Source organism: Pseudomonas sp. SWRI50 (assembly GCF_014269095.1).
GTDB lineage: Bacteria > Pseudomonadota > Gammaproteobacteria > Pseudomonadales > Pseudomonadaceae > Aquipseudomonas > Aquipseudomonas kermanshahensis.
On the sequence record NZ_JABWRW010000005.1, the window covers coordinates 24,911 to 47,955 of the forward strand.

The 23,045-nt window shown below is 63.5% G+C and carries 16 protein-coding genes; 13 read left to right on the forward strand and 3 right to left on the reverse strand.

The features are described from left to right. The first annotated feature begins 25 nt into the window (after nucleotides 1-25). The 6 genes from HU750_RS07385 (at nucleotide 26) to qhpG (ending at nucleotide 8,070) form a co-directional block, all read left to right on the forward strand. Nucleotides 26-877, forward strand: a complete 852-nt coding sequence (locus HU750_RS07385) for a CsgG/HfaB family protein (RefSeq protein ID WP_186678058.1) — start codon at nucleotides 26-28, stop codon at nucleotides 875-877. A 591-nt stretch (nucleotides 878-1,468) separates the two neighbouring features. Further along, nucleotides 1,469-2,269, forward strand: coding sequence for an RHS repeat-associated core domain-containing protein (locus HU750_RS27405; protein WP_346010839.1), 801 nt, complete (start codon nucleotides 1,469-1,471; stop codon nucleotides 2,267-2,269). A 203-nt stretch (nucleotides 2,270-2,472) separates the two neighbouring features. Then, nucleotides 2,473-4,383 carry a sigma-54-dependent Fis family transcriptional regulator gene (locus HU750_RS07395; protein WP_186678064.1) on the forward strand — a complete coding sequence of 637 codons (1,911 nt, stop codon included), beginning with the start codon at nucleotides 2,473-2,475 and terminating at the stop codon, nucleotides 4,381-4,383. A gap of 1 nt (nucleotide 4,384) precedes the next feature. Continuing rightward, complete coding sequence (locus HU750_RS07400) at nucleotides 4,385-6,118, forward strand: ABC transporter ATP-binding protein (RefSeq protein ID WP_186678067.1); 1,734 nt, start codon at nucleotides 4,385-4,387, stop codon at nucleotides 6,116-6,118. After that, nucleotides 6,108-6,785, forward strand: coding sequence for a subtilisin-like serine protease QhpE (qhpE, locus tag HU750_RS07405; protein WP_186678068.1), 678 nt, complete (start codon nucleotides 6,108-6,110; stop codon nucleotides 6,783-6,785). Before HU750_RS07400 ends, qhpE begins: the two co-directional genes overlap by 11 nt. Then, on the forward strand, nucleotides 6,778-8,070 hold the full coding sequence (qhpG, locus tag HU750_RS07410) for a flavin-dependent monooxygenase QhpG (protein WP_186678070.1): 1,293 nt from the start codon (nucleotides 6,778-6,780) through the stop codon (nucleotides 8,068-8,070). Before qhpE ends, qhpG begins: the two co-directional genes overlap by 8 nt. Before the next feature lie 36 nt (nucleotides 8,071-8,106). Here the strand turns inward: qhpG and HU750_RS07415 are convergent, their stop codons facing one another. Both HU750_RS07415 and HU750_RS07420 read right to left on the reverse strand, forming a co-directional pair. Beyond that, nucleotides 8,107-9,420 (reverse strand): alginate export family protein, encoded by a 1,314-nt coding sequence (locus HU750_RS07415; RefSeq protein WP_186678073.1) that lies wholly within the window; start codon nucleotides 9,418-9,420, stop codon nucleotides 8,107-8,109. 135 nt (nucleotides 9,421-9,555) lie between these two features. Beyond that, complete coding sequence (locus HU750_RS07420; RefSeq protein WP_099454318.1) at nucleotides 9,556-11,049, reverse strand: aldehyde dehydrogenase family protein; 1,494 nt, start codon at nucleotides 11,047-11,049, stop codon at nucleotides 9,556-9,558. Nucleotides 11,050-11,661: 612 nt separating this feature from the next. Here HU750_RS07420 and peaA point away from each other — a divergent pair. The 5 genes from peaA to HU750_RS07445 all read left to right on the forward strand — a co-directional run bounded on the left by peaA (nucleotide 11,662) and on the right by HU750_RS07445 (nucleotide 17,983). Beyond that, a complete protein-coding gene (gene peaA, locus HU750_RS07425) occupies nucleotides 11,662-13,227 on the forward strand; it encodes a quinohemoprotein amine dehydrogenase subunit alpha (RefSeq protein ID WP_085272950.1) in 1,566 nt (521 codons plus the stop codon). A gap of 47 nt (nucleotides 13,228-13,274) precedes the next feature. Next, nucleotides 13,275-14,705, forward strand: a complete 1,431-nt coding sequence (peaB, locus tag HU750_RS07430) for a quinohemoprotein amine dehydrogenase maturation protein (protein WP_186678087.1) — start codon at nucleotides 13,275-13,277, stop codon at nucleotides 14,703-14,705. Nucleotide 14,706: 1 nt separating this feature from the next. Continuing rightward, nucleotides 14,707-15,030, forward strand: a complete 324-nt coding sequence (gene qhpC, locus HU750_RS07435; protein ID WP_008091708.1) for a quinohemoprotein amine dehydrogenase subunit gamma — start codon at nucleotides 14,707-14,709, stop codon at nucleotides 15,028-15,030. 32 nt (nucleotides 15,031-15,062) lie between these two features. Continuing rightward, on the forward strand, nucleotides 15,063-16,184 hold the full coding sequence (gene peaD, locus HU750_RS07440; RefSeq protein WP_085272948.1) for a quinohemoprotein amine dehydrogenase subunit beta: 1,122 nt from the start codon (nucleotides 15,063-15,065) through the stop codon (nucleotides 16,182-16,184). Nucleotides 16,185-16,309: 125 nt separating this feature from the next. Continuing rightward, nucleotides 16,310-17,983, forward strand: a complete 1,674-nt coding sequence (locus HU750_RS07445; protein ID WP_186678098.1) for a fatty acid CoA ligase family protein — start codon at nucleotides 16,310-16,312, stop codon at nucleotides 17,981-17,983. A gap of 36 nt (nucleotides 17,984-18,019) precedes the next feature. Here the strand turns inward: HU750_RS07445 and uvrA are convergent, their stop codons facing one another. Then, complete coding sequence (gene uvrA, locus HU750_RS07450; RefSeq protein ID WP_186678101.1) at nucleotides 18,020-20,536, reverse strand: excinuclease ABC subunit UvrA; 2,517 nt, start codon at nucleotides 20,534-20,536, stop codon at nucleotides 18,020-18,022. Nucleotides 20,537-20,743: 207 nt separating this feature from the next. On the opposite strand from uvrA, the gene HU750_RS07455 reads away from it, so the two are divergent. After that, on the forward strand, nucleotides 20,744-21,517 hold the full coding sequence (locus tag HU750_RS07455; protein WP_225935711.1) for an RHS repeat-associated core domain-containing protein: 774 nt from the start codon (nucleotides 20,744-20,746) through the stop codon (nucleotides 21,515-21,517). Nucleotides 21,518-21,813: 296 nt separating this feature from the next. Next, nucleotides 21,814-22,989: a M20 aminoacylase family protein gene (locus tag HU750_RS07460; RefSeq protein ID WP_186678107.1), complete on the forward strand. Its 1,176-nt coding sequence runs from the start codon at nucleotides 21,814-21,816 to the stop codon at nucleotides 22,987-22,989. Nucleotides 22,990-23,045 lie beyond the last annotated feature (56 nt).

The window sequence follows — 23,045 nt, forward strand, 5'->3', positions numbered from 1 at the left end:
GCATTTATGTTGGGGAGAGAACACCATGAAACGTCTGCTGAGCACGCTGCTGATCCTCACCGCCCTTGGCCTGCAAAGTGGTTGCAGCCTGCGCGAACCCATGTCGGCCGAACAGGACTCGGAAACCCCGACCCTGACCCCGCGCGCCTCGACCTATTACGACCTGATCAACATGCCACGCCCTAAAGGCCGGCTGATGGCGGTGGTGTATGGCTTCCGCGACCAGACCGGGCAGTACAAACCCACCCCGGCCAGTTCGTTCTCGACCAGCGTCACCCAAGGCGCGGCGAGCATGCTGATGGACGCCCTGAGCGCCAGTGGCTGGTTCGTGGTGCTGGAGCGTGAAGGCCTGCAGAACCTGTTGACCGAACGCAAGATCATCCGCGCCTCGCAGAAGAAGCCGGATGTTGCAGAGAACATCATGGGCGAACTGCCGCCGCTGCAGGCCGCCAACCTGATGCTCGAAGGCGGCATCATCGCCTATGACACCAACGTGCGCAGTGGCGGGGAAGGGGCGCGTTACTTAGGCATAGACATCTCCCGCGAGTACCGCGTCGACCAGGTGACCGTGAACCTGCGCGCAGTCGATGTGCGCACCGGGCAGGTGCTGGCCAACGTCATGACCAGCAAGACCATCTACTCGGTTGGGCGCAGTGCTGGGGTGTTCAAGTTCATCGAGTTCAAGAAGTTGCTGGAGGCGGAGGTGGGGTATACCACCAATGAGCCGGCGCAGCTGTGCGTGCTGTCGGCGATCGAGGCGGCGGTGGGGCATTTGCTGGCGCAGGGGATCGAGCGGCGGTTGTGGCAGGTGGCGGGGGATGGTGGGGATGGCAAGGCCACGGTGGACAAGTACCTGAGTCAGAATCAGCAGCCGTGATCGACCCTGAGGGCCTCTTCGCGGGTAAACCCGCTCCCACAGGTGCTGCGTCGCTCTTGAAATCAGGCTATCCCTGTGGGATATCAGCTAGCCCTTTGGGCTGCGCTCTCGCACACAGAGCTAGTATCGCAAGCGATTTGCTGACCCTGTGGGGCTTGCCGGCGATGCAGGCGACGCGGTTCATGGCACCGGCTTTGCCGGTGATCGCTGGCAAGCCACACAGGTCCCAGCTTGAATCAGAGGTCATTGCAGGTGGAGGGGTTAGGGAGGGGACCAGTGTTGGCAATTATTTGTGTCAGTCCCAGTTTCGGTAAACATTAGGCAAAGGCGTTTTGCGGCCTAAGCCCTCTCGCGAATTTGAATTTTGTCACCTGACATTTTTGCCAGTAGTCGGAGGATTTGGCCTGACGTAACGTGCCAGGGAGTAGTAATTCAATTATCTAAAGCACTCAGTCTTATTCGAGAAAGGGGGCATGCGCAACTATTATTACAGCGTAAGCAACTGACGCTGCAACTCGCTGAAGCGCAGGCGAGTAGCAGGCTGCGCGCTGAGACTGAGTGTTGAGCGAATGAGATAGAAAGGAGATGCCGATGGGTGCGTTATTGCTGGCGGTGGATGGGAAAAACTCTGTACTGAAAGGAACAGTGACGCACTCCTACAGCACGTATGGGTTCGAAGATCTGACATCGAAAGCGTCGTTGATTGGTTTCAATGGTGAGCACCGTGATGGTGCTTCTGGGTGCGATTTACTAGGGCGTGGCAGGCGGGCTTATAGCCCCGTATTGATGCGTTTTTTCTCGCCTGACATCTTGAGTCCGTTCGCTGAAGGTGGTTTGAATGCTTATATGTACTGCGGCGCAGACCCCGTCAACTACTGGGATCCGAGTGCGATGATGAGGGGAGTGACTACTGCGCGAGAAAAAGGGCACGTCAACGGGCGTAGTCAAAACGGGGGAAAGCGTTCGCCCCTACAAAACAAGGCGATTGATCGCGGTAATAAAAAATCTTCAGGTTCATCGAAGGTGCGTGAAAAAGCGGATGCATCGTTTAGCGTAGGGCCAGAATTTTGGGAAGCGCTGAGGAAATCAGAGGAGGCGACGGCATACCAAATTGCGGAATATATGGTAGATACTTACATGGCTGGACCTGCAGCCTATGGAGAAGGCTTCCCCCGCTTTTACTTGGTGAGCGCTATTCAGTATAAGATTGAAAGTCCAATCCATAGTATGTATGGCTGGTCGGGTGTGGAGAAGCTTGTTGAGTCTGGACATTATCTTAATAATAAATCGGCTAAAGAATCGATTGGACAATACCTCAAACGTATGGCCAGATATCAAAAAAAAATATTAGATTCAACTGCCCAGTCTGTAAACACAGTGCGAGCCCCCTGAAACCCCATCGCGGCTCGGTCCAGCACGTAATCCAAGTTGAACAAACGCAGCCTGCTCTACAAAGCGAAGACCTCCCTCCACGAGGACGCCCAACCAAACCCTCCCGACAGCAGCCTGATGACGCCAGGCCATTTCTCCCGCACACTGCGCAAAATTCCCAAGCCAGTTCCCCTCTACCGTGCGGGGCGCAGCCGGAGTAGAAAATGGCGCGACAACTAATAACAAACGCCCAAGACCCGCTACACGAATCCCGCCAGGCCCGGCTCAAGCTGGCCAGCGAAGGCGAGCTGCCACTGGGCATGCTGCGCGACGAAATCGACGCGTCCTGGCGCCGCAGCCTGGGCCATGGCCTGGATTGCCTGCAAGGCGAGCAGGTTGGCTTGGGGCTGGAGCAAGGCCATGACCTGCGCATGCTGTTGGAGCGCAACCGCTTGCTGGTCGATGCCGTCACCCCCGAGCTGGATTACCTGGTCTCGCGCCAGGGCAAGGCGGGCATCATCATCCTCGGTGATGCCCAGGCCAACGTGCTGGCCATCGAAGGCCAAACCCACGTGCTCAGCCGCGAAGGCCTGCGTGACCTGCACCCAGGCAGTTGCTGGAGCGAATCCCTGCGTGGCACCAATGCCATCGGCACGGCCGTGGTAGAAGGGCGGCCGACCTTGATCAACTGCGGTGAACACTACCTCGATCGCCTCAGCCCGTTCTCTTGCACCTCGGTGCCGCTGCGTGACCCGCGGGGCGAGGTGATCGGTGTGCTCGACATCACCCGCGAAGGCGTGATGGCGCAACCGCAGGACAGCCTGTCGACGCTGATGCTGGCAGCCGGCAACATCGAAGGCCGGCTGTTCGGCCTGTGCCACCCCGAGCAACTGGTGCTGGCCTTCCATAGCCGCCCGCAGTACCTCAACAGTGCCTGGCACGGTCTATTGGCACTGAGCCTGGACGGCGAAGTGCTGGCGGCCAACGACAGTGCCTGCCAATTGTTGCAGGTGCCGCGCCAGGACCTCATTGGCCGGCGTAGCAGCGACCTGCTCGGCGAGCGCTCGCCGGCCTTCATCGCCCGGCTTTGGCAGGGCGGTGTCAGCAGTGTGCAGACGGCCAAGGGCGAGTTCTTCTTCCGCGCGTTGCAACTGCCACGTCACGGGCAGTTGAACAGCAGCGTGGCGGTGAGCAAGCCGGCGCTGGCCAACACGTCACCGGCGCTCGATGCACTGGCCGGTGGCGACCCACGCCTGGCGCGCAATCTGCGTATGGCCCGCCAGGGCCTGGGCAATGGCTTGCCGGTACTGCTGCTGGGTGAGACCGGCACCGGCAAGGAAGTCGTCGCCCGGGCCCTGCACCAGGCCAGCCCGCGGGCCGACAAGCCGTTTGTGGCGGTCAATTGCGCGGCCATTCCCGAAGGGCTGATCGAATCCGAACTGTTTGGCTACCGCGAAGGGGCGTTCACCGGCTCACGCCGTGGCGGCATGGTCGGGCGGCTGATGCAGGCCCATGGCGGCACGCTGTTCCTCGACGAGATCGGCGACATGCCGCTGGCCCTGCAGGCCAGGCTGTTGCGGGTACTGCAAGAGCGCCGCGTGGCGCCTCTGGGCGCGGGTGATGAGCAGGACATCGACGTGGCGCTGATCTGCGCCACCCACCGCGACCTCAAACGCCTGGTGCTTGAACAGCATTTTCGCGAAGACCTCTATTACCGGGTCAATGGCGTCTCGCTGCGCCTGCCGGCCCTGCGCGAGCGTGACGACTTGGCCGGGATCATCCAAGGGCTACTGGACAAGTCCGGCGCCAAGGGCGTGAGCCTGGACCCGGCATTCAGCGCCTTGCTCGAAGGCTTCGACTGGCCAGGCAACATCCGCCAGCTGGAGATGGTCGTGCGCACCGCGTTGGCCATGCGTGAGGACGGTGAGCAGGTGCTGACCCTCGATCACCTCACCGATTGCCTACTCGATGAACTGGCCAGCGGCACGACGCCGTCCGGCAGCCTCAAGGACAATGAACTGGAGCTGATTCGCAGCGCCCTGGGCCGCCACCAGGGCAACGTCTCGGCAGCCGCCGAGGCCCTGGGTATCAGCCGGGCGACGCTGTACCGCAAGCTCAAGCAGTTGCGTAGCTGACATGGGTGGTTTGTTCGCAAGGCTGGTGGAGACCAGCGACCCTGTCCTCATGCGTCAGGCGTTGGCCTGGCTGTATGGTTTTGTCCGCCCCCATCGACGCGCCATCGGTGTGCTGCTGGGCTTGTCCTTGGGCGCGTCGCTGCTGGCCCTGGCGCAACCCTGGCTGGTCAAGACACTGATCGACGAAGGCCTGTTGGCCAAGGACTACCAGACCCTCTGGCACATGGCGGCGATCATGATCACTGCGGGCCTGCTGGGCACCGTGCTGGCCGGGGTCAACCGCTACCTGCATACGCGATTGTCCGGGCGCATTCTGTTCGCGCTGCGTGATGACCTTTACCGCCACCTGCAACAGTTGTCGCCCACTTTTTACGGGCGGCGGCGCATCGGCGATATCCTTTCGCGGCTGGATGGCGACGTCGCCGAAATCCAGCGCTTTGCCGTGGACTCGCTGTTTTCAGCGGTGTCTGCCGTGATCGGCTTGATAGGTGCGGTGGCCTTGATGCTGATGTTGTCTTGGCAGCTGTCGCTGTTGCTGGCGCTGCTGATCCCGATCGAGGTGCTGTGGTTGCGCTGGATGCGGCGCAAGGTCGAGCGCGAGGTGCGCAGCTTGCGTGAGCGCTCGGCCGATGTCTCGTCGTTTCTGGTCGAGACGCTGCCGGCCATGAAGTTCATTCAGGCGGCTGGCCAGCAGGCTCGGGAAGCCGGGCGCCTGGACCAGTTGGGCCAGGGCTACATGAGCCAGTTGCTCAAGGTGCAGGTGACCGAGTTCTTTACCCAGGCGATACCCGGCACGCTGACCTCCTGGTGCCGCGCCTGCGCTTTTTTGGTCGGCGGCTGGTGGGTGATCCAAGGTACCTGGCAACTGGGCGCGCTGATCGCGTTTTCCACCTACATGGGCATGGCGGTCGGGCCGGTGCAAAGCCTGTTGGGCTTGTATGTGGCGGTGCAGCGCATGGCCGTGAGCTTGGGCCGGGTAATGGAGCTTAAGCAAGAAGCCGTTGCCGTGCGCCAGGTGGACACGCCACAGCCGATACCAGACGGGCCAGGTGAATTGCGCCTGGAGGCCTTGCACTTCGCCCATGACGGGCGCCAAGGCGCGGTGCTGAGCGACGTGAATATCTGCGTACCGGGTGGCCTGAAGGTCGCCATCAGCGGCGCCTCTGGCGTCGGCAAGTCGACCTTGATCGATCTGCTGCAACGGTTCTACGACCCGGACGCTGGGCGCATCCTGCTGGATGGCACCGACCTGCGCGAACTCGACCTGGCGGCGCTGCGTCGGCGCATTGCCGTGGTCAGCCAAGACATCGTGCTGTTCCGTGGCACCCTGGCGCAGAACCTTGCCTACGGGGTGCCCGAAGCCAGCCGTGCGGAACTTGAACGGGTGGTGCGCCTGGCGCGCCTGGACAGCCTGGTCGAAAGCCTGCCCTTGGGGCTGGACGGGCTGTTGGGCGAGCGTGGCCAGCAGCTGTCTGGCGGGCAGAAGCAACGTATCGCCATTGCCCGCGCGGTGTTGCAGGCCCCTGCGATCCTGGTGCTGGACGAGGCCACGTCGGCGGTAGACGAAGCGACCGAGCGCGAAGTGATCGCGGCCATCGACCAGCTGTTTGCCGGGCGCACGCGCATTCTGATCAGCCACCGAGCCTCGACCCTCGCCGATGCTGACTTGCATTTGTACCTGCATGATGGGCAGCTGAAGGTGTTGCCCCAGGAGGCCATCAAGCATGGGCAATGAGTTGCGTGTCGGGGTCATCGACAGCGGTTGCTCGTCTGCCCAAGCACTGGATTTTCTGGGCGCACGACGCTTCTGGCTTGAGGAAGGCCAGCTGCGAGAAGGCGAAGCGTTGCCCGACCAACTAGGCCACGGCAGTGCCGTTGTTGCAGGCCTGCTGCGTGAATCTGGCCCGGTGCCGCTGTTGCTGGCCCAGGTGTTTTCTGTGCAGGCGAGCACCAGTGCGTTGCAGGTGGCCGCCGCATTGTTATGGCTGGTGGAAGAGGGGGCGACGCTGATCAACCTCAGCCTCGGCCTGCTGCAGGACCGGCCCGTGCTGCACCAGGCCTGCGCCGAGGCCCAGGCGGCTGGCGTGCTGCTGTGCGCCTCCAGCCCGGCGCAGGGTGGGGCGGTGTACCCGGCCAGTTACCCGGGCGTGATTCGCATGACCGGCGATGCCCGTTGCGCACCGGGGCAGTGGTCCTGGCTGGGCACTGCACAGGCGGACTTCGGTGGCCATGTCGGCGCCGGTGGCCTGGCAGGGGCAAGCCTGGGTTGTGCTGCGCTGAGCGGGCGCGTTGCAGCATTACTGCGTGAGCGGCCCGGCATGGGGCGGCAGCAGGTGTTCGACTGGCTGCGCGCCCATGCCGCATTCAGCGGCCCTGAGCGGCGAGGTGCCGAGGATGAGTGAGCCGCACATCGTGGTGCTGGGTGCCGGGCCTGCGGGGGCTGCCACGGCAATTGGGTTGCGCCGCCTGGGCTACTCAGTCACGGTGGTGTCCGACTGGCGCCGCTTTGCTGCCGTGGAAGGCGTTTCGCAGCGGGTGCTGGAAGGTCTTCGCCACGCGGGCCTAGGTGGGGCCCTGAGCGAGGCGGCGATGCCAGCGACACGTCAGGTGCGCTGGAATGGCGAGCACCTGCAGATGAACCAGGAGTTTCTGCTCGACCGGCAACGCTTCGACCGTGCCTTGCGTGCTGACCTTGCACGGGCAGGGGTGACGCTGATCGAAGGGCGCATCCGTGAGGTGGCGCGTGCCGAGGGTCATCAAGTGCGCCTGGACGACGGGCAGATGCTGCAGGCCGCATTTCTGGTTGAGGCCCGTGGGCGCCAGGCACCGTTGGCAGCTGACCGCATGCGCGGACCTGAGACGATCAGTTTGCTCAATGTCTGGCATGACGCCCCAGGCGCACCGGCTTCGGCGGTGGAAAGCCTGGATGACGGCTGGGCCTGGATGGCCAGGTTGGCCGATGGGCGCTGTTATTGGCAGATTACCCTCGATGCCCAAGGGGTGCCGACCAAGGCCGCCCTGCCTGAGTACTGCGCCACACGGCGCCGTGACTCGGCGTCAGTGGCCGAACTGTTCGGGGCGCAGGCGATGGAACCTGCACAGGTACATGCCCGTAGCAGTACCGCGATACTGGCCGGCGAATGCGTGGGGGATGACTGGATACGGGTGGGGGATGCTGCAATGGCGGTTGACCCACTGTCGGGGAATGGGATTTTCCAGTCGCTGTCCTCGGCGCTGCAGGCGCCTGTGGTGATCAATACCCTGTTGCGACGGCCCGAGCGGGCAGCGCCGGCGCGCCAATTTCATCAACAGCGGGTTGAGCAGTTGTTCATGCGCTTTGCCCGTATCGGGCGGGATTTTTATGCTCAGGAGCAGGCACGCGCCGGGCTGCCGTTCTGGGCGCGTCGGCGGAGTTGGCCCGATGCCCAGCCGTTGCATTTGGCGGCCGATTGGCAGTCAGTGCAGGTAGCGCGCAGGCCGGTGTTACGTGATGGTTTTGTGGATGAGGCCGAAGTGGTAGTGACGGCGGATCAGCCGTTGGGGGTTTGGCACTTGCAGGGGGTGGAGTTGGCACCGGTGGTGCGCGCGGTGCTGGCTGGGCAGGCGTTGGATGAGGTCATGAGCAGCCACTCAGAGGCGCATCAGATGATGCTGCGGCGGTGGCTGGCGGAGCAGGGCAGGCCCTGAGATCCAGGGGCCGCACAGCGGCCCCAAGATCCCCAGTCAGAAGAACGTCCCGACCACCAACTGCATATAGGTCCCGGTATCGCGGCTACCCATCTGCGTCCCACCATTCGCCGCACTGCGCTCCGGCTTGTAGAACCCCACCAGCGGGCTGATCAGCAGGTGGTCGTTGACCATCCATTCCACATACAGGTCCAGCTCGCGCCCACCCAGGTTGCCTTGGTCGGTGTCGAGTGTGTCGAAGTCGAAGTACAGCGCCCCCACCGTCAGGTTGTCACGCGGCTTGCCTTTGAGTGCCACGTGGTGCACCTGGCTGTTCTTGTTGAAGGGCCCGGCATAGTTGGCGGCCACCTCGCCCTGAAACCAGGTGCCGTAGCCGCGGCTCAGGCCATAGAACAGCGGGTCGAAGTCTTCTGAGAAACGGCTGTAGCGGTAGGTGGCGGTGGGCGTCCAGGGCAGTTCGGAAAACGTCCAGTTGCCCTCCAGGTACCAAGCGTTCTCGCGCCCGCCCGTGCGGTCTTGGGTGACGTATTCGCCGGCCAGTTCCAGGTCCTTCACCCCCAGGTTACCGCGCCCGCGCAGGCTGACTGTGTCCATGCCGTCGCGGTGCTCCAGGCCCATGATCTGCGCGTAGCGCTGATCGACGTCGAGGCCGCGGATCCAACTGAGCCCGATTGTGCCGGCGTCGGCGACATGCTCGATGTTGGTCACTGCCATCGACGTGTCGGCCTGGTAATGGTTGTCGGATTTGAGCCACATCAGGTCGCCACGCCAGCCTTGCTTGCCGCCCAGGCGCAGCACGGCGGTGCGGTCGAAGGCTTTGCGTGCGGCCAGGTAATAGGCGCCGCCGCGGTCGAAGTTGGCGCCCAGGTCGACCTTGCCCAGGTTGACCGGGTCGCCCTGGATCAGGAAACCATCGCCCAGGGTCACCACCTGACGGCCACCGGAGAGGTCGATGCCATCTTCGCCCAGGGCCGGGAACAGGTTGGCTGAGCGCCAGCCCAGGTACAGGTCTTCGAAGGCGGTGCGGCGTTCGTCGCCGAGCGTCAGGCCTGCAGCGTCGCCATCACCCCAGGTGGCAGAGCTGAGCAGGTTGACGGCGCCATACAGTGCGCCGCTGTCGGCCAGGGCCTGGCTGCCGCTTAGGCCGTATTTGACGTAGCCCTCGCGCCAGTTGCTGCTGCCGGGTTGGCGGTTGCCGGCCTGGTTGTAGCTTTCGTCGCTGTGGAAGACGCCGAACAGGGCTTCGAGGTCGGCGTTGAGGGTGGTGCCGTTTTGGTTGTAGAGCTCGTGGGCTTGGGTGAGGGAGGTGGTGAACAGCAGGGCCAACGTGCAGGCAAGCGTGTGCTTCATGGTGTGCTCCATGTTTTTGTTGTTGTGTTTGGGTTGCCTGTGCCGGCCTTTTCGCAGCACAAGGCTGCTCCTACAGGGACCGCGTGCTTTTGTAGGCGCAGCCTTGTGCTGCGAAGAGGCCGATAAAGGAAAAGATCAGAGCTTGATCAACACTGACTTCAGCTCGGTGTAATGCTCAATGGCCGCCGCGCCCATTTCGCGGCCGACGCCTGACATCTTGTAACCACCAAACGGCAGCGCCGGGTCCAGGGCGCTGTGGCAGTTGACCCACACCGAGCCCGACTTGATCCGCGGGATCATCCGGTGCACCGCCCCCAGGTCGTTCGACCAGATACTCGCCCCCAGCCCGTAGGGGTTGTCGTTGGCCATGCCAATCACTTCGTCGAGGTCATCAAAGGGCATCGCCACCAGCACCGGCCCGAAGATTTCTTCCTGCACCAGGCGATGACGCTGGTCGACATCGACGATCACCGTTGGCTTGACGAAGTAACCCGGCCCGAAGCCTTCGCCGCCGCAGGCAATGGTCGCGCCCAGCTCGCGACCGAGTTCGATGTAGCCGGTGACCCGGTCCTGCTGCTTGGCCGAGATCAACGGGCCCATCTGTACCGAAGGGTCCAGCCCGCTGCCCAGCTTCATGCCATTGGCGATACCGGCGATGTCGGCGATCACGTTGTCGAAGTGCTTGCGGTGCACATACAGCCGGGAGCCTGCGCAGCACACTTGGCCCTGGTTGAAGAAGATAGCCGTAGCGGCGCCGGCAGCGGCTTCCTGCAGGTTGGCATCGGGCATGACGATGGTCGGCGACTTGCCGCCCAGTTCCAGGGTGACGCGGGTCATGTTGTCCATGGCCGCTTTGCCGATCAGCTTGCCGACCTCGGTAGAGCCGGTGAAGGTTAGCTTGTCGACGCCGGGGTGGCGGCTCAGGGCTGCACCGGCATTCAGGCCGGTGCCGGTGATCACGTTGAACACGCCTGCCGGGTAGCCGGCTTCCTCGATCAGCTCGGCCAATTTCAGTGCGGTCAGAGGGGTTTCGTCGGCCGGTTTGAGCACCACGGTGCAGCCCGTGGCCAAGGCTGGGCCCAGCTTCCAGCAGGCCAGCAGCAGCGGGAAGTTCCAGGCGACGATGGCACCCACCACGCCTACCGCCTCGCGGCGGACAAAGCCGTGGAACTGGTCGTTGGGCATCAAAGGCATCGAGGCTTCGACGGTGCTACCCTCGATCTTGGTGGCCCAGCCGGCCATGTAGCGCAGGAAGTCGATGGCCAGTTGCACGTCCATGACCTTGGCCACTGCGGCGCTCTTGCCGTTGTTCAGGCACTCAAGCTCCGCCAACTGTTGCGCGTCACGCTCCATCAGGTCGGCGAGGCGCCACAGCATGTTCTGCCGCTCACGCGGGCGCAGGCGGCTCCAGGGCGAGTCGTCGAAGGCCTGGCGCGCGGCCCGCACGGCGCGGTCGACATCGTCGGCGTCGGCGGCGGGTACTTCGCCCAGCACCTCGCCGGTGGCCGGGTTGCGGAACGACAGGGTGCGACCGCTGGCGGCGTCCTGCCAGTCGGCGCCGATGCGCATTTTCAGTTTGCGTTCGAGGAAGGCGCGGGTGGCGGGCAGGATGGGCAGTTCGGAAAGCATGGGGCGGTGCCTCTTGTCATTGGGTGTGTCGGGCACAGGCGCAATGGGCGTGCCAACCTGAGCAGATGGCGTTAAAGCCCTGTAGTTATTGGGTTTTACCTGGGAGCAAGGTTGTGATTGCGGGCGTGCGCTGTTGCACATTGAGACGGTGTGAGACGGTTGTGGAACAGTGGCTATACAGGCCTCTTCGCGGGGCAAGCCCGCTCCCACAGGGATAGAGCCGAATTCAGGTGCTGCGCCGTTTCGGTGAGATCAAGCCCGCTCCCACAGGGATAGAGCCGAATTCAGGTGCTGCGCCGTTTCGGTGAGATCAAGCCCGCTCCCACAGGGATAGAGCCGAACTCAGCCGCTGCGCCGTTTAAGTGGGAGCGGGCTTGCCCCGCGAATGGCCTGCAGAGCAGGCCCTGTCTCAGGATGAAACACCCTGTCGCGAAATGGCACGCTTCGGCTCTACCCCGGCGTGCCTGCGCAACCACGCGAAACCTACTAAGAGGCTGATATACAACAACTTTCCAGTATGTGGCACAGTTTCTGTATCACGACTGTCACATGCACACCTGCTGTACCAAAGCGTGCGAGAACGATAAGAACAACAACCGTGGAGGTCTGACCTTGAAGACGACTCGACTCCGCCGGCATGCGGGCAAACTGGCGCTGGTCGCCGCCGCGCTGCTGAGCACCCAGGCCATGGCGGCCGAGCAGGGCCCTAACCTGTTGCAAACCAAGTGCATGGGGTGCCATATCCCCGAAGGCAACGACACCTACAGCCGTATCAGCCATCAGCGCAAAACGCCGGAAGGCTGGCTGATGAGCATCGCCCGCATGCAGGTCATGCACGGCCTGCAGATCAGCGACGATGACCGGCGCACCCTGGTCAAGTACCTGGCCGACAAGCAGGGGCTGGCGCCCAGCGAGACCGATGGCGTGCGCTACGCCATGGAGCGGCGGCTGAACACCGTCGAACACTTCGACCAACAGCTCAGCGAAACCTGTGGCCGTTGCCACTCCGGTGCCCGCGTTGCCCTGCAGCGTCGCCCGGCCCAGGAATGGGAACACCTGGTCAACTTCCACCTCGGCCAATGGCCGTCTCTCGAATACCAGGCCCAGGCGCGTGACCGTGACTGGCTTGAAATCGCCCTCAAGCAAATGGTGCCGGACCTGGCCAAGCGCTTCCCGCTCGACAGCCCGGCCTGGGCCGAATGGCAACAGGCCCGGCCCAAGGCCGATGCCTTGCCAGGGCAGTGGGCGTTCAGCGGTCACATGCTGGCCAAAGGCGATGTCCGTGGGGTGATGACGGTCAGTGCAGGGGAGGCTGACACCTTCAAGGTCGAGGTCAAAGGCAGCTACGCCGACGGCACGCCGTTCAATGGCAGCGGCTCGGCGATCCTCTACAACGGCTATGAATGGCGCGGCAACGTGAAGGTGGGCGACAGCAACCTACGCCAGGTATTTGCGGCGCTGGATGGCGAAATGAAAGGCCGCATGTTCGAGGCCGATCACGACGAGCGCGGCCTGGACTTCAGCGCGGTGAAAGACGGCAAGGCACGCCTGCTGGCAGTGCAACCGGCCTTCATCAAGGTGGGCAGCGAAAGCGAGATCACCCTGGTCGGCAGCGGCCTGACGGGCAAGCCGGAACTGGGCGCAGGTGTTGAAGTGACAGAAGTGCTGGAGGCCACCCCGACCCTGGTGCGGGTCAAGGCGCGCGCGGCGGCAGACGCCAAGCCAGGCCAGCGAGACGTTGCAGTGGGCGCACTCAAGGGCGTCAACCTGGCGGTTTACGACAAGGTCGACGAGGTCAAGGTGGTGCCGGCGTTCTCCATTGCCCGCATCGGTGAAAACGGCGCGTCCGTGCCGAAGGTGCAGGGGCGCTTCGAAGCCGAAGCCTGGGGCAAAGACGCCAGCGGCCAGCCGCTGCGCATCGGTTACCTGCCCGCCCAATGGAAGGTCGAGCCGTTCAACGAGCGTGCCGTCGAGGACGAGGACGTCAAGTTCGCCGGGCAGATGCAGGCCGACGGCGTCTTCGTACCCGGCGGTGCGGGGCCTAACCCGGCACGCAAGATGATGACCAACAACGCCGGCAACCTGAAAGTCATCGCCACCCTGGCTGACGGCGGCCAGACCGGCGAGGGCCACATGATCGTCACCGTCCAACGCTGGAACAACCCGCCCTTGCCATAAGGCAGGTGTGAACGCGTTTTCCAACGGATCGATTATCGGAGGTCGCCATGGGCGCACTATTGAACCTGGTCGAACGCAACCTGCACGAAGTGCAGGTGGATGCCGACCGCATGCTGTTCCACATCCCTAGCAGTTCGCTGTTCGCCACCGACGCGGTGACCGGCGGCATCATCGACACCCTGCGCCAGCAAGGCTGCTCCGCCGAGGAGCTGATGCAGCGCCTCGGTCAGCAGTTTGCCGGTGCCGACATCCAGGACACCCTGCGCGAGCTGATCGCCCTGGAAGTGGTCAGCGACGGCTCACCACTGACGCCGGAAATCGCCCTCAAGCAGGTCGAGCGCACGGCGTTGAACACGGTGGTGCTCAACGTCAACACCGGCTGCAACCTCAGCTGCACCTATTGCTACAAGGAAGACCTGGACAAACCCTCTGCCGGCAAGAAGATGAGCACCGCTACCGCCGAGGCCTCGGTGGAGATGCTGCTCAAGGAGTCCCCTGACGAGCAACGCTACAGCGTGGTGTTCTTCGGCGGCGAGCCGTTGTCCAACCGGGCTTTGATCGAACACATGGTCGCTTACTGCGAGCGGCGTTTCGCCGAGGCCGGCAAGCAGGTGGAGTTCATCATGACCACCAACGCCACCTTGCTCACTGAAGAGATCATCGACTGGCTCAACGCCCACCGTTTCGGGTTGTCGATCAGCATCGACGGGCCGAAGACCGTGCACGACCGCAACCGCATCACCGTGGGCGGGCAGGGCACCTATGACGTGGTGCGGCGCAAGGCCGAGATGCTGCTGTCACGCTATACCAGTCGCCCGGTGGGGGCGCGGGTCACCCTGACCCGTGGCATCACCGATGTCGAGACCATCTGGAATCACCTGTTCAACGAGATGGGCTTTGCCGAAGTCGGCTTCGCCCCGGTGACCTCGGGCGACCTGTCGGCATTCAACCTCACCAGCGACGAACTGGTGCAGGTGTTCGCCAACATGAAGGCCCTGGGCCGTCGCTACCTGGAAGCCGCGCTGGAGCACCGCAACATCGGCTTTTCCAACCTGCACCAACTGATCACCGACATCCACGAGGGCCACAAGAAGGCCCTGCCGTGCGGCGCCGGGCTGAAAATGCTGGCGGTAGACCATGAAGGTGAATTGAACCTGTGCCACCGCTTCACCGGCTCCAGCCTGCCGACGTTCGGCAACGTGCACCAAGGTGTGAAGCAGGCCCAGCTCAATGACTTCCTGTCGCAACGCCTGGACCGCAGCAACACCGGCTGCGAGAGCTGCCGTATTCGCAACCTGTGCTCCGGTGGCTGCTACCACGAGAGCTATGCCCGCTACGGCGACCCGCAGCACCCGACCTACCACTACTGCGAGCTGATGCGCGACTGGGTCGACTTCGGCATCGAGGTCTACAGCCGCATCATGGCCGCCAACCCGGCCTTCATCGACCGCTACATCACCCCGCGGAAGGCGCACTGACATGAAGCACTTGAAGCCCCTGAACAACAAGGCGCGCATCCTCGAACAGGCCGCTGCCGAAGACCGTGTCGAAGAAGTCATGGCGATGAGCGCGGTGGCAGGCTGTACCGCCACCACCGACCCGGGTTGGGAAGTGGACGCCTTTGGTGGCGTGAGCTCGCTGTGCCAGCCCATGGAAGCCGACCTTTACGGCTGTTCCGACCCTTGCTGGTGGCCAGCGCAGGTGCCGGACATGATGAGCACCTACCAGGACTGGAACGCCCAGGCGACCAACTCCCAGGACGACTGGCGCAACCTCGGCACCGTGTTCCCGAAAGACAAGTGACCGGCCCAACAAGAATGACAAGGGGAAACCGCATGAAACCTGGACTCTGCGCGCAGCTCGCGCTCACCGTCGCCGCCACGGCCAGCGCCTGGGCGGTACAGGCTGACGACACCGGGCCGGCCTTGAAGGCTGGCCATGAATACCTGATCGTGACCAACTACCCGAACAACCTGCATGTGGTGGATGTGGCCAGCGATGCGCTGTACAAGAGCTGCCGCATGCCCGATGCGTTCGGCCCCGGCACCGCGATGATGGCGCCGGACAACCGTACCGCCTACATCCTCAACAACCACTACGCCGACATCTACGGCATCGACCTGGACACCTGCAAGACCACCTTCCACGCCAACTTGTCCAGCGTGCCTGGGGAAGTCGGCAAGTCGATGTATTCGTTTGCCATCAGCCCTGATGGCAAAGAGGTGTATGCCACCGTCAACCCGACCCAACGCCTGAACGATCACTATGTGGTCAAGCCGCCGCGCCTGGAGGTGTTCCGCACGGCCGATGGCCTTGATGCGAAACCTGCGCGTACCTTCCCGATGCCGCGCCAGGTGTACCTGATGCGCGCCGCTGACGACGGCAGCTTGTTCGTGGCGGGCCCGGACATCTACAAGATGGACGTGCAAACCGGCAAGTACGAGGTGGCATTGCCGCTGCGCACCTGGAACCGGCCCGGCTACAGCGCCCCGGATGTGCTGTATTTCTGGCCGCATCAGAGCCCTCGGCACGAGTTCTCGATGCTCTATACGATTGCCAAGTTCAAGGACGAGAAGCAGGACCCAAATACCGCTGAACTGCTGTACGGTTACCTCAGTGTGGACCTGAAAACCGGCAAGACCCACACCCAGGAATTCGCCGACCTGACCGAGTTGTACTTCACCGGGTTGCGCTCGCCGAAGGACCCGAACCAGATCTACGGCGTGCTCAACCGCCTGGCGCGGTATGACATCAAGGAACGCAAGCTGATCAAGGCGGCTAACCTTGAACACACCTACTACTGCGTGACCTTCGACAAGAAGGGCGACAAGCTGTACCTGGGCGGCACCTTCAATGACCTGGCGGTGTTCGACCCCGAAACGCTGCAGAAGGTGAGGAACATCAAGCTGCCGGGTGGGGACATGTCGACCACTACGCCGCAGGTGTTCATCCGTTAGTTTTGAGTTGGCTTCTTCGCGGGACAAGCCCGCTCCCACAGAGAATTGTGCAAGAGACCTGTGGGAGCGGGCTTGTCCCGCGAATGGGCCGGTATGACCAGTACAAGAACAACAAGAGAACGCCCATGCCCCAGCCAAGCTATTCCCAGGGCAACCAGGACAAACCCCTGCTTACCCACTGCATCGGCGACGCCTTCGACACCACCGTGGCCCGCTTTCCCGACCGCGAAGCCCTGGTGGTTCGCCACCAGGCCTTGCGCTACACCTGGCGGCAACTGGCCGAGGCGGTCGACCAGCACGCGCGCGCCCTCATGGCATTGGGCGTGCAAGCCGGCGACCGCCTGGGCATCTGGGCCCCCAACTGTGCCGAGTGGTGCATCACCCAGTTCGCCAGCGCCAAAGTCGGTGCGATCCTGGTCAACATCAACCCAGCCTACCGCGCAAGCGAGCTGGACTACGCCCTGGGCCAGGCGGGTTGCCGCTGGGTGATCTGCGCCGATGCCTTCAAGACCTCCGACTACCATGCCATGCTGCTGGGCCTGATCCCGGGCCTTGCCGAGGGCCACCCGGGCGCGCTGGCCTGTGAGCGGTTCCCCGAGTTGCGCGGGGTCGTGAGCCTGGCCGCTTCACCGCCGCCGGGCTTTCTCGCCTGGCATGCCCTGCAGGCCCGCGCCGACGCCATCAGCGCCGAAGCGTTGGCCACCCGCCAGGCGCAACTGCACTGTGACGACCCGATCAACATCCAGTACACCTCCGGCACCACCGGCTTTCCCAAGGGTGCCACGCTGAGCCACAGTAACATCCTCAACAACGGCTACATGGTGGGCGAAAGCCTGGGCCTGACCGAGCACGATCGGCTGGTGGTGCCGGTGCCGCTGTACCACTGTTTCGGCATGGTCATGGCCAACCTGGGCTGCATGACCCACGGCAGCACCTTGATCTACCCCAACGACGCCTTTGACCCACTCGCCACGTTGCGCGCAGTGGCCGAGGAAAAGGCCACCGCGCTGTACGGCGTGCCCACCATGTTCATCGCCGAACTGGACCACCCGCAACGCAGTGCCTTCGACCTGTCGAGCCTGCGCACCGGGATCATGGCCGGCGCGACCTGCCCGATCGAAGTGATGCGACGGGTCATCGACGAGATGCACATGGCCGAGGTACAGATCGCGTACGGCATGACTGAAACCAGCCCGGTGTCCTTGCAAACCGGTGCCAATGACGACCTGGAACGCCGCGTGACCAGCGTCGGCCGTACCCAGCCACGGTTGGAGAACAAAGTCATCGATGCCGATGGCCGCACAGCCCCACGCGGCGAGATCGGTGAACTGTGCACCCGCGGTTACAGCGTAATGCTGGGTTACTGGAACAACCCCAAGGCCACGGCCGAGAGCATCGATGCCGAGGGTTGGATGCACACCGGTGACTTGGCGGTAATGGACGAGCAGGGCTACGTGCGCATCGTCGGGCGCAGCAAGGACATGATCATTCGGGGCGGCGAGAACATCTACCCACGTGAGCTGGAAGAGTTCTTCTTCACCCATCCAGCGGTGGCCGATGTGCAGGTGATTGGTGTGCCCTGCAGCAAGTATGGCGAGGAGATCGTCGCCTGGGTGCGCTTGCACCCGGGGCATGCAGCCACTGAAGACGAGCTGCGTGACTGGGCGCGGGCGCGGATTGCGCACTTCAAGGTGCCGCGCTATTTCCGCTTCGTCGATGAGTTCCCGATGACGGTGACCGGCAAGGTGCAGAAGTTTCGCATGCGCGAGATCAGCATCGCGGAACTGTCGGCGGGGTAATGGCATGGGCACCGGCGAGGCCGGTGCCCAGCACCGCTACAACGCCTTGGCCAGGAAGCTGGCGGTACGGCTTTCAACGCACCCGGCGACGGCCTGCGGTGTGCCACTGGCCACAACCTTGCCCCCCGCATCCCCAGCCCCCGGCCCGATATCGATCACCCAGTCGCTTTGCGCGACCACGCGCATGTCATGCTCGACCACCACCACGCTGTGCCCGGCATCCACCAGACGGTTGAGTTGTACCAGCAACCGGTCGATATCCTGGGGATGCAGGCCGTTGGTGGGTTCATCCAGTACATACAACGTCGCCCCGCGCGCCGTGCGCTGCAACTCGGTGGCCAGCTTGATGCGTTGCGCTTCGCCGCCAGACAGCTCCGTAGCCGGTTGGCCCAGGCGCAGGTAACCCAGGCCGATATCCTGCAGCACTTGCAGGCTGCGCCGTACTGACGGCTGTTCGGCGAACACCGCCATGGCGTGTTCGACCGTCAGTTGCAGCACCTGGGCGATGTTCATCCCTTGCCAGGTCACCGCCAGTGTCTCGGGGTTGTAGCGGGCACCGTGGCAGGTCGGGCAGGGCGCGTAGACACTGGGCATGAACAACAGCTCGACGCTGACAAACCCTTCGCCCTCGCAGGTTGCACAGCGGCCCTTGGCGACGTTGAAGGAGAAACGCCCGGCATCGAAGCCTTGCGCCTTGGCGTGCTCGGTGGCAGCAAACAGTTTGCGCACGGCGTCGAACAGGCCGGTGTAGGTGGCCAGGTTGGAGCGGGGGGTACGGCCGATGGGTTTCTGATCGACCTGCACCAGGCGCTTGATGCTGCCCAGCCCGGCCTTTACCCGGCCGCTGCTGGTTGGTTCGGGGTCGTCCTCCAGGCTCTGTTCTTCGCGCTCGGCAGGCTGTTCGGCATGGCCCAGGTGCGCGCCGACCAGCTCCAGCAGCGCCTGGCTGACCAGGCTGGATTTGCCCGAACCGGAAATACCCGTCACGGCGGTGAAGCACCCCAACGGGAACTGAGCGCTGAGGTTGTCGAGGTTGTTACGGGTGATGCCCTCCAGCGCTAGCCAGTCCTGCGCCTGGCGCGGTGTGCGAACGGCCTGGGCGTGCTCGCCGAACAGGTAGGCACGTGTGCACGATTGCTCGACCCGGGCGAGCCCCTCGGGCGGGCCGCTGTAAAGGATGGTGCCGCCGTGTTCACCGGCGGCAGGGCCAACATCCACCAGCCAGTCGGCGCGGCGCATGGTGTCGAGGTCGTGCTCCACCACATAGACCGAGTTGCCGGCCAGTTTCAGGCGCTGCAAGGCTTCGAACAAGGCCTCGCTGTCGGCAGGATGCAAGCCGGCCGAAGGCTCGTCGAGCACATAGATCACGCCGAACAGTTGCGAGTTGAGCTGGGTGGCCAGGCGCAGCCGCTGCAGCTCACCTGAGGACAGGCTCGGGGTGCTGCGCTCCAGGGCCAGGTAGCCCAGCCCGAGGTCGAGCAGGGTGTCGATGCGCGCCAGCAACTCATGGGCGATACGCTGGGCGGCCAGGCGTTTTTCCAAGGTCAGGTCGCCCTGGTGCTGGTCCAGGTAGGCCGGCGCTGCCACCGTGCGGAACACCTCGGCCAGCGCCTGCAACGAGAGGTGCGACAGCTCGGCGATGTCCAGGCCTGCGAAGGTCACGCTCAGCGCTTCGCGCTTGAGGCGTTTGCCCGCGCACAGCGGGCAGGGGCTTGGGCGCATGAACTGAGACACGCGCTTGCGCATCTGCGCGCTTTGCGAGTGCATGAAGGTGTGCAGTACGTAGCGCCGGGCGCCGCTGAACGTGCCCTGGTAGCTGGGCTCCTGCTTGCGCTTGAGGGCGGCGCGGGTTTGCGCCGGGGTCAGGCCGGCGTACACCGGGGCGGTGGGGGTTTCTTCGGTGAACAGGATCCAGTCGCGCTGCGCTTGTGGCAAGTCACGCCAGGGAATATCGACGTCATAGCCCAGGGTTACCAGGATGTCGCGCAGGTTCTGGCCCTGCCAGGCCATGGGCCAGGCCGCCACTGCGCGCTCGCGGATGGTCAGTGAAGGGTCTGGGACCAGGGTTGCCTCGGTCACTTCATAGACGCGGCCCAGGCCGTGGCATTCGGGGCAGGCGCCCTGGGGGGGGTTGGGCGAGAAGTCTTCGGCATACAGCATCGCGTGCCCGGCCGGGTAATGGCCGGCGCGCGAGTAAAGCATGCGGATCGAGCTGGACAGTGTGGTGACGCTGCCCACTGAGGACCGCGCGCTGGGCGTGCCGCGTTGCTGTTGCAGCGCCACCGCCGGCGGCAGGCCTTCGATGGCGTCCACATCGGGCACGCCAACCTGGTCGATCAGGCGCCGGGCATAGGGCGCGACGGACTCGAAGTAGCGGCGTTGGGCTTCGGCATACAGGGTGGAGAAGGCCAGCGAAGACTTGCCAGAGCCCGATACACCGGTGAACACCACCAGCGCGTCGCGGGGGATATCGACATCGATGTTCTTGAGGTTGTGCTCGCGGGCGCCACGGACGCGGACGAAGCCGTTTGGGGTGGTTTGGCTTGGAGGCATGACGCAGTCCTAGGCTGTGGCTGAACGGTGCGCCAACGGTACCAGTAACAGCAAAGACAGTGACGGGAAAATGATTCCCTTCAGTAGTTCTGAGAGTTATGTACGCCAATTCATATGAATAGCCTGGCCCTCTAAACACAGGTTGAGCAGGCTCGAAACATGCAAACAACGGCACTATTACCCAATGATAAGCAACCCTCGCTCCAGATGTTCAGGGCCCCCCCATTGCGGGCTTATGCGCCCTATGGTTATCACGTGGGCAGGGGCGGCCCACGCTTAGCGTTTGTTGGAGAACCGAATGCGCTACTGCCAAATGGTTATCTGATTGGCAACGGCAAGCGTGCCTACGGTACAGGGCTGATGCGCTTTTACAGCCCGGATGCTTTTAGCCCTTTCGGCCGAGGTGGGCTCAATGCCTATGCGTACTGCTTGGGGGATCCTGTCAACAATGTTGACCGTGACGGCCATTCCGCTACGCGCATAGTCGGCCAGGGGACAGGCTTGGTATGGGGAACTGTGGGCATGTTGTCTGCGTTGAATAAAGCCTCGAAAACTATCGTCAGAAGATCGGTTGCCAAGGCCCAAGGGAGGCCTGTGCCACCGGAATACGATGCATCGAGCCGCACTAACAATGCGTTGATATTCAATGGAGGGTTGGTGAGTACGTTGACAAAAGTCCCTGGCGTTGCGATGGCCTATGCATTTCCAATGGGTTCGCTAGCGAGTGAGGCATCCACGCTAGTCGGCATAGGGGCTGCATCCGTGGCGGGTGTGGGCAAGTTGAGACAGTTGTACACCGACTTAACGTCGACGATTCAAGAGGCCACGGCGAACAGGCTCCCACTGCCTGAGCTATTCTGGGAGTCGCTGAAAGAAGCTGCTGGCTGGAATCGTATGCGTGGTCAAGAGTCGGCGATCCTAAGCCCCAGGCCAGAGGAGGTCCTGTTGGTACAAATCAAAACAGTGAGGGGCGGCGGTTAGGTACGTCGCCCGCGCGCCATACCACAGGAATAATTGGCCCGAAACAGATGGAGCAGCCTTGTGCTGCGAAGCGCCGCGCGGGCGGCGCTCCATCTCCTAGGCGTTGAAGATCTCAAACCGTTCACCTGGCGGCCCGCATGCAATCCCCCATGCCCAGTTCCACCCTGCGGAACCACATTCGATTGTGCTCCCCCCATCACTCGCGTTTATCTGTCAGCCAACACGACCTGCCTTCCCCGTCGTGATCTCACCGCGAACAACAAGAACGGGAACATACCCGCGCAAGGAGATTCCGCATGTCCCGACATCAACACATCCTGGCTTGGCTCAACGACGTGGCCAGCGACCTGCACGCCATCCGTCACGACATCCATGCACACCCGGAACTGGGTTTTGAAGAAAGCCGCACCTCGGCGCTGGTCGCTCGGCTGCTGCAAGCGTGGGGCTACGAGGTTCACACCGGTGTCGGCAAGACCGGGGTGGTGGGGGTGCTGCGCAACGGCAGCAGCCCACGCAAGCTGGGGCTTCGCGCCGACATGGACGCGCTGCCGATCCATGAGGCCACCGGAGCGGCCTACAGCAGCCGGCACCAAGGCTGCATGCACGCCTGCGGCCATGATGGCCACACCACCATGCTGCTGGGCGCTGCACGTTACCTGGCGGCGACCCGGCAGTTCGACGGCACGCTGACGCTGATCTTCCAGCCGGCCGAAGAGGGCCAGGGCGGCGCCGAGGCGATGCTCGCCGACGGATTGCTGGAGCGCTTCCCCTGTGATGCACTGTTCGGCATGCACAACATGCCGGGGCTGCCGGCAGGGCACCTGGGCTTTCGCGATGGGCCGATGATGGCCTCGCAGGATTTGCTCAGCGTAACCCTCGAAGGCGTCGGCGGGCATGGCTCGATGCCGCACCTGACCGTCGACCCGCTGGTGGCAGCGGCCAGTGTGGTGATGGTGTTGCAGACGGTGGTGGCGCGCAATATCGATGCCCAGGAAGCCGCAGTGGTCACTGTGGGGGCACTGCAGGCGGGCGAGGCGGCCAACGTGATTCCGCAGCAGGCGGTGCTGCGCCTGAGCCTGCGGGCGCTGAATGCCGAGGTGCGGGCGCAGACCCTGGCGCGAGTACGCGCGATCATCGTTAGCCAAGCCGAGAGTTTTGGCTGCACCGCCAGCATCGAACACCGGCCGGCGTACCCGGTACTGGTCAACCATGCCGCAGAGAACGCCTTCGCCCAAGAAGTGGGCGTGGAGCTGCTCGGTGCCGACGCGGTGGACGGCAACACCCGCAAATTGATGGGCAGCGAGGATTTCGCCTGGATGCTGCAACGTTGCCCGGGCGCCTACCTGTTCATCGGCAATGGCGTGTCGCGGCCGATGGTGCACAACCCAGCCTATGACTTCAACGACGACATTCTGCTGACCGGCGCCGCCTATTGGGGCGCGCTTGCCGAGCGCTGGCTCGAGCCCGCCTGACCTTTATTTGACGACTGCCGCTGGAACCTGGGCGCGGCTGTGCCTGGGTCGTCACC

Bases quoted from the DNA above. Each gene is read 5' to 3' on its own strand.
- uvrA (WP_186678101.1), bottom strand. From the start codon at position 20,536: ATGCCTCCAAGCCAAACCACCCCAAACGGCTTCGTCCGCGTCCGTGGC.
- qhpE (WP_186678068.1), top strand. From the start codon at position 6,108: ATGGGCAATGAGTTGCGTGTCGGGGTCATCGACAGCGGTTGCTCGTCT.
- HU750_RS07395 (WP_186678064.1), top strand. From the start codon at position 2,473: ATGGCGCGACAACTAATAACAAACGCCCAAGACCCGCTACACGAATCC.
- peaD (WP_085272948.1), top strand. From the start codon at position 15,063: ATGAAACCTGGACTCTGCGCGCAGCTCGCGCTCACCGTCGCCGCCACG.
- HU750_RS07385 (WP_186678058.1), top strand. From the start codon at position 26: ATGAAACGTCTGCTGAGCACGCTGCTGATCCTCACCGCCCTTGGCCTG.
- qhpG (WP_186678070.1), top strand. From the start codon at position 6,778: ATGAGTGAGCCGCACATCGTGGTGCTGGGTGCCGGGCCTGCGGGGGCT.
- HU750_RS07455 (WP_225935711.1), top strand. From the start codon at position 20,744: ATGTTCAGGGCCCCCCCATTGCGGGCTTATGCGCCCTATGGTTATCAC.
- HU750_RS07460 (WP_186678107.1), top strand. From the start codon at position 21,814: ATGTCCCGACATCAACACATCCTGGCTTGGCTCAACGACGTGGCCAGC.
- qhpC (WP_008091708.1), top strand. From the start codon at position 14,707: ATGAAGCACTTGAAGCCCCTGAACAACAAGGCGCGCATCCTCGAACAG.
- HU750_RS07415 (WP_186678073.1), bottom strand. From the start codon at position 9,420: ATGAAGCACACGCTTGCCTGCACGTTGGCCCTGCTGTTCACCACCTCC.
- HU750_RS07445 (WP_186678098.1), top strand. From the start codon at position 16,310: ATGCCCCAGCCAAGCTATTCCCAGGGCAACCAGGACAAACCCCTGCTT.
- HU750_RS07400 (WP_186678067.1), top strand. From the start codon at position 4,385: ATGGGTGGTTTGTTCGCAAGGCTGGTGGAGACCAGCGACCCTGTCCTC.
- HU750_RS27405 (WP_346010839.1), top strand. From the start codon at position 1,469: ATGGGTGCGTTATTGCTGGCGGTGGATGGGAAAAACTCTGTACTGAAA.
- peaB (WP_186678087.1), top strand. From the start codon at position 13,275: ATGGGCGCACTATTGAACCTGGTCGAACGCAACCTGCACGAAGTGCAG.
- HU750_RS07420 (WP_099454318.1), bottom strand. From the start codon at position 11,049: ATGCTTTCCGAACTGCCCATCCTGCCCGCCACCCGCGCCTTCCTCGAA.